The following is a 12,704-nucleotide window of genomic DNA, read 5'->3' as shown; positions in this document are numbered from 1 at the left end:
TTAAAGAGTGAGGGTGAATCCATGACTACATCGACTGTTAAAACCAACCTGCTGGGTCTGACTCAGCCGGAAATGGAGAAATTCTTCGACTCAATCGGGGAGAAGCGTTTCCGTGCCGGTCAGGTAATGAAGTGGATTCACCACTTTGGCGTCGACGATTTCGACGCCATGACGAACGTCAGCAAGGCCCTGCGCGACAAGCTCAAGGCCATTGCTGAGGTCCGTGGTCCGGAAGTTGTCAGCGAGGACATCTCCAGCGACGGCACCCGTAAGTGGGTGGTGCGCGTGGCGTCCGGCAGCTGCGTCGAGACCGTATACATTCCCCAGGGCAAGCGTGGCACTTTGTGCGTTTCGTCCCAGGCAGGCTGTGCCCTGGACTGCAGTTTCTGCTCCACCGGCAAGCAAGGCTTCAATAGCAACCTCACCGCCGCCGAAGTTATCGGCCAGGTGTGGATTGCCAACAAATCCTTTGGCAGCGTCCCGGCAACCGTCGACCGTGCCATCACCAACGTGGTGATGATGGGCATGGGTGAGCCGCTGCTGAACTTCGACAATGTGATCGCGGCCATGCACTTGATGATGGACGACCTGGGCTACGGCATTTCCAAGCGCCGTGTGACCCTGTCGACCTCAGGCGTGGTGCCGATGATCGATGAGCTGGCCAAGCACATCGACGTCTCCCTGGCGTTGTCGCTGCACGCACCCAATGACGCATTGCGTAACCAATTGGTGCCGATCAACAAGAAGTATCCGCTTAAGATGCTGCTCGAATCTTGCCAGCGCTACATGGCGACCTTGGGCGAGAAGCGTGTGTTGACCATTGAGTACACCATGCTCAAAGACATCAACGACAAGGTTGAGCACGCGGTCGAGATGATCGAGCTGCTCAAGAACACCCCGTGCAAGATCAACCTGATTCCGTTTAACCCGTTTCCACATTCTGGCTACGAGCGGCCGAGCAACAACGCCATCCGCCGTTTCCAGGATCAACTGCACCAGGCGGGCTACAACGTCACCGTACGCACCACGCGTGGTGAGGACATCGACGCCGCGTGTGGCCAATTGGTAGGACAGGTGCTGGATCGCACCCGTCGCAGCGAACGTTATATCGCCGTGCGCGAACTTAACGCCGCCGAAGATTTGCCGCAAATTGCTGTGAATCGAATCTGAGAGAGGATCTCTATGCCCCTGCGCCTTGCGCTGCTTTTACTTTTTACCGGTCTCGTGGCCGGTTGTGTTTCATCGGGCCATGACAGCCCTTTGCATACCGATAAAGGCCGTGATGAGGCGCGAGTTGCCTATGTGCAACTGGGCTTGGGTTACCTGCGCCAAGGGATGAGCGAGCAGGCCAAGGTGCCGTTGAAGAAGGCCCTTGAACTGGACAGCGACGATGCCGACGCGAATGCCGCCTTGGCCCTGGTGTTTCAGGCGCAGGCCGAGCCTGAATTGGCCGATCAATATTTCCACAAGGCCTTGGCCGCGCGTCCTGGCGACCCTCGGCTGCTGAACAATTACGGCAGCTTCCTGTTCGAGCAGAAACGTTATGACCAGGCCTCCCGTTATTTCCAGCAAGCCTGCGCAGATGTCCTCTACCCAGAGCGGTCGCGGGTGTTCGAGAACCTTGGGGTCACCTCGATGCGCCTTGGCCAGCGCGATAGCGCCCGCCAGCAACTGGAAAAAGCCCTGCATTTGAACGGTCGTCAGCCACGCGCGTTGCTCGAAATGGCTGAGTTGTCTTACGAAGACAGGCATTATGTGCCGGCACGTGACTATTACGAGCGTTTTAGCCTGCTCAGCGGGCAAAATGCACGTAGTCTATTGCTCGGTGTGCGCCTGGCGACGGTTCATGAAGAACGCGACACGGCCGCACGTTTTGGCCAGCAACTCGAACGACTCTATCCCGGTACGCCGGAATATCAGCAATACCTGTCGGAGCAATGATGAAAGCGGCGCACCCGGAAGTTGTAGCAGCTAATCGCGTAAACCCAGGCGAGACCTTGCGTCAGGCCCGCGAAAGCAATGGTTGGTCGCTGGCAGAAGTGGCCCTCAAGCTCAATTTGACCACGACGTCCCTGGGCAACCTGGAAGCCGGCGCGTTCGACAAGCTGCCTGGGCATACCTTCGCCCGCGGCTATATCCGCGCCTACGCCAAATTGCTGGGCATTGACCAGACCGTACTGGTACAGGAATTCGACCAATTCACCGGCACCGACTCCCAGGGCAGCAATGTCCATGGCCTGGGTCGTATCGAAGAGCCGGTGCGGGTTTCCCACACAATTTTGCGAATTGTCAGCCTGTTGCTGCTGATCGCCGTGATCGGCGGCGGTTTCGTCTGGTGGCAAGATCAGGCTTCCCAGCGCAGCAAGGACCTGACCAGCAACGCCATGGAGCACGTCGAAGTCGAAAGCGCCGACGGTACCACCCAGATTCATCCGCTGGATGAGCCGGAAGACCAAGCCGTTGCCGAAGGGCAGGCCGCGCCGCAAGCGCCGGCCACTGCCGAGCAGCCAGCGCCGGAGGCCGCCACTGCTCCTGCTGCTACCGCGGCTGTACCGGCGCCAGCTACCCCGGCCGCCCCAACTGCCCAGGCCCAGACGCCTGCGGCTGCGGCACAGGCGCCTGCGACCACCGCACCCACCGCGCCGGCAACACCAGCGGTTGCGCCGCCTGCCGCGCCTGCGCTGATCGCCGGTGACGGGCATATCCAGATTACCTTCGTCGCTGACTGCTGGACGCAAGTCACCGATGGCAACGGCAAAGTGCTGTTCAGCGGTTTGAAGCGTAAGGGAGATACGCTTGACCAAGGCGGCAAGCCTCCTTTGACGCTGCGTCTGGGCTTTGCCCGTGGCGCGCAAGTGGTCTACAACGGCCAGCCTGTGGACGTAGCGCCGTTCACCAGTGGCGAGACTGCTCGCCTCAAGTTGGGACAATAGTCATGCACGGCGAATCTCCAATCAAACGTCGCGTATCGCGCAAGATCTGGGTCGGCTCGGTGCCGGTGGGTGGCGACGCCCCCATCGCTGTACAGAGCATGACCAACAGCGACACCAATGATGTCGCCGCCACAGTCGCCCAGATCAACCGTCTGGAAGCGGCCGGCGTGGACATCGTGCGGATTTCCGTGCCCGACATGGATGCCGCCGAAGCGTTTGGCCGCATCAAGCAGTTGGTCAAGGTGCCGCTGGTTGCCGACATCCACTTCGACTACAAGATCGCCTTGCGCGTTGCTGAGCTGGGCGTCGACTGCCTGCGTATCAACCCGGGCAACATCGGTCGCGAAGACCGTGTGCGCGCGGTGGTGGATGCAGCCCGTGATCGCGGGATTCCGATCCGCATCGGCGTCAACGCCGGTTCCCTGGAAAAAGACCTGCAAAAGAAATACGGCGAGCCAACCCCGGCCGCGCTGGTTGAATCCGCGCTGCGCCACGTTGAGCACCTTGAACGCCTGAATTTCCAGGACTTCAAGGTCAGCGTAAAGGCTTCCGACGTGTTTATGGCGGTAGAAGCTTACCGCCTGCTGGCCAAGGAAATCGTGCAGCCACTGCACTTGGGTATCACTGAAGCGGGCGGTTTGCGCTCAGGCACAGTGAAATCTGCGGTGGGTCTCGGTATGCTGCTCGCCGAAGGGATTGGCGATACTATCCGCATCTCCCTGGCGGCAGACCCGGTTGAGGAAGTGAAGGTCGGTTACGACATTCTCAAGTCCCTGCATTTGCGTTCCCGCGGCATCAACTTCATTGCCTGCCCGAGCTGCTCGCGGCAGAACTTCGACGTGGTGAAAACCATGAACGAACTGGAAGGGCGCCTCGAAGATCTGCTGGTGCCGCTGGATGTTGCGGTGATCGGTTGCGTGGTCAACGGCCCGGGTGAAGCCAAAGAGGCGCACATCGGCCTGACTGGCGGTACACCTAACCTGATTTACATCGACGGCAAGCCGGCGCAGAAGTTAACGAATGACAATCTGGTGGATGAGCTCGAAAGACTGATCCGCCAGAAAGCGGCCGAGAAGGTCGCGGCTGACGCAGCGCTGATCGCGCGCGGCTAAGAACGAATTTAAGGATTAGATGTGAGCAAGTCTCTGCAAGCCATTCGTGGCATGAACGACATCCTGCCGGAGCAGACGCCACTGTGGCGCTACTTCGAGAGCACGGTCGCGCGCCTGCTGGATAACTACGGTTACAAGCAGATCCGCATGCCGATCGTCGAGTTCACCGAGCTGTTCAAGCGCTCCATCGGTGAAGTGACCGACATCGTCGAAAAAGAGATGTACACCTTTGAGGACCGCAACGGCGACTCCCTGACCCTGCGTCCGGAAGGTACTGCCGCGTGCGTGCGCGCCGTGCTCGAGCATGGCCTCACCGGTGGTGGCCAGCCGCAAAAATTGTGGTACATCGGCCCGATGTTCCGCCACGAGCGTCCACAGAAAGGCCGTTATCGCCAGTTTCACCAGATCGGCCTGGAGGTGTTCAACCTCGACGGCCCGGACATCGACGCCGAGCTGATCGTGCTGACCTGGCGCCTGTGGGGCCTGCTGGGCATCCGCGACGCGGTCAAGCTTGAACTCAACAGCCTGGGCACCAGTGAATCCCGTGGCCGCTATCGCGTTGCCCTGGTCGAGTACCTGTCCGCCCACCTCGACAAGTTGGACGAAGACAGCCAGCGCCGTCTGAAGACCAACCCGTTGCGCGTGCTTGATACCAAGAACGCCGGCACCCAAGCCGTATTGGTCGACGCGCCGAAAATGGCCGACTACCTGGACGACGAATCGCGTATCCACTTCGAGGGCCTGAAGGCTCGTCTGGATGCGGCCGGCATTCCGTACGTGATCAACCCGAAGCTGGTACGCGGCCTCGATTACTACAGCAAGACCGTGTTCGAGTGGGTCACCGACAAACTCGGCGCCCAAGGCACCGTGTGTGCCGGTGGCCGTTACGACGGCCTGGTCGAGCAAATGGGCGGCAAGCCGACCACGGGCGTGGGTTTTGCCATGGGCATCGAGCGGCTGATCCTGCTGCTGGAAACCCTGGAGCAGGTCCCGGAAGAAATTTCCCGTCAGGTGGATGTGTACCTGTGCGCCTTTGGCGAGGCCGCCGAACTGGCAGCCCTGGCCCTGAGCGAGAAAGTGCGCGACCAACTGCCAAACCTGCGTCTGCAGATCAATGCCGGCGCCGGCAGCTTCAAGAGCCAGTTCAAGAAGGCCGACAAGAGCGGTGCGCTGTATGCACTGATCCTCGGCGATGACGAACTGGCCCAGCAAGTGATAGGTTTCAAACCCCTGCGTGGCCAGGGCGAGCAACAGAACATTGCCTTTGATGCGCTCGCCGCGCACTTGGCCACCTGCGTCGTGCAGGGTTGAAGCTGTCGAACAGCCGAATTTAGCGATTAAGGAGTATTGGGGTGTCGAGTACTGATGATGAGCAGATGGCCGAGTTCAAGGACTGGTGGCAGCGTAACGGCAAACCCCTGGTTACCGGCGGTCTGCTGGCTTTAGTGGTGGTGTTCGGCTGGCAAGCCTGGCACAAGTATCAGGCCAACCAGTCCCAAGGCGCCTCGATCCTCTATCAGCAATTGCTGGAAACCACGCTGACGCCGGACGGCAAGCCTGATCCTGCCCAAGTGGCGGACCTGGCCGGCAAGCTGAAAAGCGAATTCGGCGGTAGCACCTACGCCCAATACGGCAGCCTGTTCGTCGCGAAAGTAGCGGTCGACACCGGCAAGCTGGATGATGCCGCTACCGAACTGAAGGCCATCGCCGACAAGCCGACCAACCCGACCCTGGGTGAAATCGCACGTCAGCGCCTGGCGCAGGTATTGGCGGCACAGAATAAGGCTGACGAAGCACTCAAACTGCTCGACGGCGATGCTGACAAGGCATTTGTGGCCACTCGTGAAGAGCTCAAGGGCGACCTGTTGGTCCAATTGGGTCGTACCGATGAAGCCTATGCTGCGTACCAAAAAGCCAAGGCGGCGCTGTCTGATGAAGCGGCGGTCGGTGGCTTACAAATCAAGCTGGACGACTTGGCCAAAGGGGATGCGTGACGTGATCCGTTGGAAACATGCAGCATTGCTGGCTCTGGCCGTTCTGGCCGCGGGTTGCAGCAGCAACAGTAAAAAAGAACTGCCTCCTGCCGAGCTGACCAGCTTCAAGGAAGAAGTGGTCCTGCAAAAGCAGTGGAGCCGCTCCGTGGGTGATGGCCAGGGCGACCTGTACAACCTGTTGCAGCCAGCGATCGATGGCGACAACATCGTGGCCACTGACTCCACTGGCGTGATCATTGCCATGGATCGCATGAATGGCGACGTTAAGTGGAAGAAAGACCTCGAGCTGCCGGTTTCCGGTGGCGTGGGTGTCGGCTACGGCATGGTGCTGGTGGGTACGCTCAAAGGCGACGTGGTTGCTCTGGACTCGGCAACGGGTGAAGAGAAATGGCGCGCTCGCGTCACCAGTGAAGTGCTCTCGGCGCCTGCCACCAACGGCGATATCGTCGTGGTGCAGACCCAGGATGACCGTGTGATTGGCCTGGATGCCGCCACCGGCAACCAGCGCTGGTTGTACGACAGCACCCCTGCGGTGTTGACCCTGCGCGGCACCAGTGGTCCGATTGTGACCAATAACCTGGCCGTTGCAGGCCTGTCGACCGGTAAAGTGGTCGCCCTGGATACCCAGAACGGCGTTCCGGCCTGGGAAACCCGTGTGGCCATCCCTCAAGGTCGTTCCGAACTGGACCGCGTTGTGGACATCGACGGTGGCTTGCTGCTGTCGGGCGAAACCATTTATGTGGCCACCTATCAGGGCCGCGTTGCTGCGCTGGACCTGCAAAGCGGCCGCATCAACTGGCAGCGTGATGCTTCCAGCTATGCCGGTGTCGCCCAAGGGTTTGGCAGCGTCTACGTAAGCCTGGCGTCCGGCACCGTTGAAAGTGTCGACGAGCGTTCCACCACTGCACTGTGGAGCAACGACTCCCTGGCCCGCCGTCAGCTGTCGGCACCGGAAGTGTTCTCCAGCTACGTAGCGGTAGGTGACTTCGAAGGTTACCTGCATCTGCTGAGCCAGGTGGACGGTCGTTTTGTCGGTCGCGAGCGTATCGACAGCGACGGCCTGCGTGCCCGTCCGCTGGTTGTGGGTAACATGCTTTACGTGTTTGGCAACAGCGGCAAGCTGGAAGCCCTGACCATCAAGTAAAGAACTATGCTTGGGGTAAAACCCAGGCGGCCCCGCTTCGGCGGGGCATGCGGCATTTGAATATGCTGCCCCGAGCACCAGCCGCTGCCTTGCAGCGGCTTTTGTATTTTCTGAAATAACGAAGTGGAGAGCCGCATGGTTCCCGTAATCGCCCTGGTGGGCCGACCTAACGTCGGCAAGTCCACCTTGTTCAACCGCCTGACCAGGACTCGCGACGCCATCGTCGGCGACTTGTCCGGTCTGACCCGTGATCGCCAATACGGTGAGGCAAAGTGGCAAGGGCGCTCCTACATTATTGTCGACACCGGTGGTATCTCCGGTGACGAGCATGGCATGGACGAAAAGATGGCCGAGCAGTCGCTGCTCGCTATCGAAGAAGCCGATGTTGTGTTGTTCCTGGTGGATGCCCGCGCGGGCTACACCGCTGCCGACCAGATGATTGGCGAGCACCTGCGCAAGCGCAACAAGCGTTCCTATTTGATCGCCAACAAGATCGACAACATCGATCCTGAAGCGGCCCGCGCCGAATTCAGCCCGATGGGCCTGGGCGACGCGATCCCGGTCGCCGGTGCTCACGGTCGCGGCATCACCCAAATGCTGGAAATCGCCCTGCGCGACTTCCCCAAGGATGACGCCGAGGAAGAAGAGGGCGAGGAAGAGATCGTCGCCGAAGGCGAGGAAGCCAAGCGCATTCCTGGCCCGAGCGAAAAAGACGGTATCAAGATCGCCATCATCGGCCGCCCGAACGTCGGCAAGTCGACCCTGGTCAACCGCATGCTCGGTGAAGATCGGGTCATCGTGTATGACCAGCCCGGCACTACCCGCGACAGCATCTACATCCCGTTCGAGCGTAACGACGAGAAGTACACGCTGATCGACACCGCGGGTGTGCGCAAGCGCGGCAAGATCCACGAGGAAGTTGAAAAGTTCTCGGTGGTCAAAACCCTGCAGGCGATCAAAGACGCCAACGTAGTGATCTTCGTGATGGACGCCCGCGAAGGCGTGGTGGACCACGACCTCAACTTGCTGGGCTTTGCCCTGGAAGCCGGTCGCGCCCTGGTGATTGCGATCAACAAGTGGGACGGCATGACGCCGAGCGAGCGCGATTTCGTCAAGATCGAGCTGCAACGCCGCCTGTTCTTCGTCGAATTCGCCGACATTCACTTTATTTCGGCACTGCACGGCACTGGTGTAGGCAACCTCTACGCCTCCGTACAGAACTCGTTCAAGTCTGCGGTCACCCGCTGGCCGACCAACCGTCTGACCCAGATCCTCGAAGACGCAGTCGGCGAGCACGCACCGCCGATGGTCAACAACCGCCGCATCAAGCTGCGTTACGCCCACTTGGGTGGTGCCAACCCGCCGATTATCGTGATCCACGGTAACCAGATCGAGAAGGTGCCAAAGTCCTATGTGCGTTACCTGGAAAACACCTACCGCCGTGTCTTGAAACTGGTCGGTACGCCGATCCGTATCGAGTTCAAAGGTGGCGAGAACCCATACGAAGGCAACAAGAACACCTTGACTGACCGTCAGGTGAACAAGAAGCGTCGTTTGATGACTCACCACAAGAAGGCCGACAAGAAGCGCCGCGACAAGAAATAAGCGCCGCTTCCAGTTGTAAGCTACATGCTGCAAGAGAGGGCTCCTTTGGAGCCCTTTTTTGTGCGCGACGGTTTGTGCCTTGACCCCATGCAGCCCGCAGCTTAAAACTTGGGGCTCACCTGCAGGGGCCTCCGATGATCACCAGTAAGCTGCCGAATGTCGGCACCACTATTTTCACCACCATGTCGCAACTCGCTGCCGAGACCGGCGCGCTCAACCTGTCCCAAGGCTTTCCCGATTTCAATGGCCCTCAGGCGTTGCTTGATGCGGTGGGCAAACATATCGCCCTCGGTCATAACCAGTACGCGCCGATGACCGGCCTGCCTGTGCTGCGCCAACAAGTGGCGGCCAAGATCGCCCGCAGCTATGGCGCCACGGTGAATGCTGACAGCGAGGTGACCATTACCCCTGGCGCCACCGAGGCGATTTTCTGCGCGATCCAGGCGGTGATTGGCAATGGCGACGAAGTCATCGTCTTCGATCCCTGCTACGACAGCTACGAGCCCTCCGTCGAGCTGGCCGGTGGCCGCTGCGTGCATGTGCAACTGAGCCTGCAAGGTTTTGCGCTGGACTTTGAAAAGATCAAGGCCGCACTCTCGCCGCGCACGCGCATGATCATCCTGAACTCCCCACACAACCCGACGGGCGCACTGATCAGCCGCGCCGAGCTGGACCAGTTGGCCGAACTGATCCGCGACCGCGACATTTACTTGGTCAGTGATGAGGTTTACGAACACCTGGTGTTCGACGGCGTGCCTCACGTCAGCGTGCTGGCCCACGAAGAGCTGTATCAGCGTGCGTTTGTGGTCAGCTCCTTCGGCAAGACTTACCACGTCACCGGCTGGAAAACCGGCTATGTGGTCGCGCCACCGGCGCTCACCGCCGAACTGCGTAAGGTGCATCAATATGTCAACTTCTGCGGCGTGACCCCTTTGCAGTACGCTTTGGCGGACTTCATGGCCGAACACCCGGAACATGTTGAAGAACTGCCGGCCTTTTACCAGGCCAAGCGCGACCTGTTCTGCGACTTGCTGGCGCCGTCGCGTTTCAGTTTTACTCGGGTGGCCGGTACTTACTTCCAACTGGTGGATTACTCACAAATTCGCCCGGACCTGGATGACGTCGCCATGTCACTGTGGATGACTCGCGAACACGGCGTGGCGACGATCCCGGTCTCGGTGTTCTACCAGAACCCACCCCAAGGCCAGCGCCTGGTGCGCTTGTGCTTTGCCAAACGCGAGGAGACGCTGCAACAAGCGGCGGAAAAACTATGCGTGATCTGAGTGCATTACCCGACCTGAACATCGCCTTGGTCCAGACCAGCCTGGTGTGGCATGACCGTCAAGCCAACCTCGAACATTTTGAATTGCTGCTGGAGCAGGCCAAAGGCGCCGATCTGATCGTATTGCCGGAGATGTTTACCACCGGGTTCTCGATGGAGTCGGCCACGCTTGCCGAGCGTGAACATGGCCCCACCCATGAGTGGCTACAGGCCCAGGCGGCGAAGTACGACGCGGTAATCACCGGCAGCGTGATTATCCAGGCCGCCGACGGCAGCCATCGCAACCGCTTGCTGTGGGCGCGGCCGGACGGCGAGGTGTTGCATTACGACAAGCGCCACCTGTTCCGGATGGCGGGCGAGCACGACCACTACACACCGGGCGAGCGTCAGGTGCAGTTCGAACTGAAGGGCTGGCGCATTCGGCCGTTGATTTGCTACGACCTGCGCTTTCCGGTGTGGAGCCGTGATGCCCAGGACACTGACTTGCTGCTGTACACGGCCAACTGGCCGGGGGCGCGGCGCCATCATTGGAACCGTTTATTGCCGGCGCGAGCCATCGAGAACCTGTGCTACGTGGCGGCGGTGAATCGGGTGGGCACCGATGGCAAAGGCTTTGCCTACACCGGGGACAGCCAGGTGCTGGATTTCCAGGGTGAGACTTTGCTGAGTGCAGGGGAGGCGGATGGGGTGTTTCAAGTGTGCCTGGAGGCCGCTGAGCTGGCGGCGTATCGCAGCAAGTTTCCGGCGAATTTGGATGCCGATCGCTTTGAGTTCGTCTGATACACCGCCTTCGCGAGCAAGCCCGCTCCCACATTTAGTTGTGTTCACAAATCAAAATGTGGGAGCGGGCTTGCCCGCGAAGAGGCGCTTACTGACAACACAAATCTTGCGCCCAACAAAAAAGCCCCTGAGTTCTCGCCCAGGGGCCTTTTGCATTGCTGCGAATCAGCTTACGCCGCTTTCGCTTCCAACTGGCTCAACGAACGGTTCAGCGCACTGAACAGCGCCTTGAAGCTCGCCGTGGTGATGTTTTCATCAATGCCCACGCCATGCACCGGGCGCTCGCCGTTCACGCGCAGTTCAATATAGGCCGCCGCCTTGGCGTTGGTGCCCGCACCGATGGCATGTTCGTTGTAGTCCATGATTTCCACGCCAATCGGCAGGCCAGCCACCAGTGCTTCCAGGGCGCCGTTGCCTTTGCCTTTCCAGTGCAGGTTGGTTTCGCCCTGGCCCTTGCCCGAGACTTCCACCTCGACAAAGCTGTTGCCGTTCTCTTCCTGCAGGCGATGGCTGACCAGCGCGTAAGGCGTGTTGGCTTGCAGGTATTCACGCTGCAGCAAGGCGTAGATCTGCGGTGCAGTCATCTCCAGGCCCACGCGGTCGGTTTCAGCCTGTACCACTTGGCTGAACTCGATCTGCATGCGGCGTGGCAGGCTGATGTCGTATTCCTGCTCCAGCAGGTAGGCGATGCCGCCTTTGCCCGACTGGCTGTTCACGCGAATCACTGCCTCGTAGCTGCGGCCGATGTCGGCCGGGTCGATCGGCAAGTACGGCACTTCCCACAGCGCGTCGGCTTTCTGCTGGGTAAAGCCTTTGCGGATCGCGTCCTGGTGCGAGCCGGAGAACGCGGTGTGCACCAGGTCGCCAACGTACGGGTGACGTGGGTGCACCTGGATCTGGTTGCACTCCTCGACGACTTTGCGCACGCCGTCGATATCCGAGAAGTCCAGCTGCGGGTCGAGGCCCTGGGTGTACATGTTCAGTGCCACGGTGACCAGGTCGACGTTACCGGTACGCTCGCCATTGCCGAACAGGCAGCCTTCGACACGGTCGGCGCCTGCCATCAGGCCCAACTCGGTGGCGGCCACGCCGGTGCCGCGGTCGTTGTGGGTGTGCAGGCTGATGATCACGCTGTCACGACGGTTGATATGGCGACCGAACCACTCGATCTGGTCGGCATAGATGTTCGGCGTAGCGCATTCAACCGTGGCTGGCAGGTTGAGGATCATCTTGTGCTCAGGCGTCGGGTTCCACACCTCGATCACCGCGTCACAGACTTCCTTGGCGAACTCCAGCTCAGTCGCGCTGAAGGTCTCCGGGGAGTATTCGAAGGTCCACTGGGTTTCCGGCTGCTGGGCGGCGTACTTGACGAACAGCTTGGCCGCGTTGACCGCGATGGCCTTGATGCCGTCTTTGTCCTGGTTGAAGACGATGCGGCGGAAGCTCGGCGAGGTGGCGTTGTACAAGTGCACGATGGCCTTTTTGGCGCCGCGCAGGGATTCGAACGTGCGTGCGATCAGGTCTTCACGGCCCTGGGTCAGCACCTGGATGGTGGTGTCCGCGGGGATGTGATTGTCTTCGATCAGGGTGCGCACGAAGTCGAAGTCGGTTTGCGAAGCGGCCGGGAACGAGGCTTCGATTTCCTTCACGCCCACCGCAACCAGGGTCTTCCAGAAGCGCAGCTTTTTCACCGCATCCATTGGCTCGATCAGCGACTGGTTGCCATCACGCAGGTCGGAGCTGCACCAGATCGGCGCTTCGGTGATGCTTTTCGACGGCCAGGTGCGGTCCGGGATATCAATGGTCGGGAACGCGCGGTACTTCGAAGACGGGTCTTTGAGCATGCTCATCGGG

Annotated in this window: 11 protein-coding genes; 10 read left to right on the top strand and 1 reads right to left on the bottom strand. The window is 60.2% G+C overall.

Annotated elements, in window-relative coordinates:
- Window positions 1-21 precede the first annotated feature (21 nt).
- The 10 genes from rlmN to ACA065_RS25165 all read left to right on the top strand — a co-directional run bounded on the left by rlmN (window position 22) and on the right by ACA065_RS25165 (window position 10,850).
- A complete protein-coding gene (gene rlmN, locus ACA065_RS25210; RefSeq protein WP_083356870.1) occupies window positions 22-1,170 on the top strand; it encodes a dual-specificity RNA methyltransferase RlmN in 1,149 nt (382 codons plus the stop codon).
- A 12-nt stretch (window positions 1,171-1,182) separates the two neighbouring features.
- Window positions 1,183-1,941, top strand: coding sequence for a type IV pilus biogenesis/stability protein PilW (gene pilW, locus ACA065_RS25205; protein WP_497691985.1), 759 nt, complete (start codon window positions 1,183-1,185; stop codon window positions 1,939-1,941).
- A complete protein-coding gene (locus tag ACA065_RS25200) occupies window positions 1,941-2,933 on the top strand; it encodes a RodZ domain-containing protein (RefSeq protein ID WP_497691984.1) in 993 nt (330 codons plus the stop codon). Before pilW ends, ACA065_RS25200 begins: the two co-directional genes overlap by 1 nt.
- A gap of 2 nt (window positions 2,934-2,935) precedes the next feature.
- The gene (gene ispG, locus ACA065_RS25195; protein ID WP_497691983.1) at window positions 2,936-4,045 is read left to right on the top strand and encodes a flavodoxin-dependent (E)-4-hydroxy-3-methylbut-2-enyl-diphosphate synthase; all 1,110 of its coding nucleotides are present in this window, start codon (window positions 2,936-2,938) and stop codon (window positions 4,043-4,045) included.
- 21 nt (window positions 4,046-4,066) lie between these two features.
- Window positions 4,067-5,356 (top strand): histidine--tRNA ligase, encoded by a 1,290-nt coding sequence (gene hisS, locus ACA065_RS25190; RefSeq protein WP_497691982.1) that lies wholly within the window; start codon window positions 4,067-4,069, stop codon window positions 5,354-5,356.
- Window positions 5,357-5,421: 65 nt separating this feature from the next.
- Window positions 5,422-6,039 carry a tetratricopeptide repeat protein gene (locus ACA065_RS25185; protein WP_497695420.1) on the top strand — a complete coding sequence of 206 codons (618 nt, stop codon included), beginning with the start codon at window positions 5,422-5,424 and terminating at the stop codon, window positions 6,037-6,039.
- Window positions 6,032-7,183 carry an outer membrane protein assembly factor BamB gene (gene bamB / locus ACA065_RS25180; protein ID WP_497691981.1) on the top strand — a complete coding sequence of 384 codons (1,152 nt, stop codon included), beginning with the start codon at window positions 6,032-6,034 and terminating at the stop codon, window positions 7,181-7,183. The genes ACA065_RS25185 and bamB overlap by 8 nt, the downstream gene beginning before the upstream one ends.
- A 135-nt stretch (window positions 7,184-7,318) precedes the next feature.
- Complete coding sequence (gene der / locus ACA065_RS25175) at window positions 7,319-8,788, top strand: ribosome biogenesis GTPase Der (protein WP_122489126.1); 1,470 nt, start codon at window positions 7,319-7,321, stop codon at window positions 8,786-8,788.
- Window positions 8,789-8,922: 134 nt separating this feature from the next.
- Window positions 8,923-10,071, top strand: a complete 1,149-nt coding sequence (locus tag ACA065_RS25170; RefSeq protein ID WP_497691980.1) for a pyridoxal phosphate-dependent aminotransferase — start codon at window positions 8,923-8,925, stop codon at window positions 10,069-10,071.
- Window positions 10,059-10,850, top strand: coding sequence for an amidohydrolase (locus ACA065_RS25165; protein WP_497691979.1), 792 nt, complete (start codon window positions 10,059-10,061; stop codon window positions 10,848-10,850). Before ACA065_RS25170 ends, ACA065_RS25165 begins: the two co-directional genes overlap by 13 nt.
- A gap of 170 nt (window positions 10,851-11,020) precedes the next feature.
- Here the strand turns inward: ACA065_RS25165 and leuA are convergent, their stop codons facing one another.
- Window positions 11,021-12,700: a 2-isopropylmalate synthase gene (gene leuA, locus ACA065_RS25160; RefSeq protein WP_497691978.1), complete on the bottom strand. Its 1,680-nt coding sequence runs from the start codon at window positions 12,698-12,700 to the stop codon at window positions 11,021-11,023.
- Window positions 12,701-12,704: the final 4 nt, after the last annotated feature.

It is taken from the genome of Pseudomonas sp. LBUM1640, from assembly GCF_059716225.1.
The sequence above is the reverse complement of the archived record's forward strand: the minus strand, read 5'-3'. Positions and strand labels throughout refer to the sequence as shown.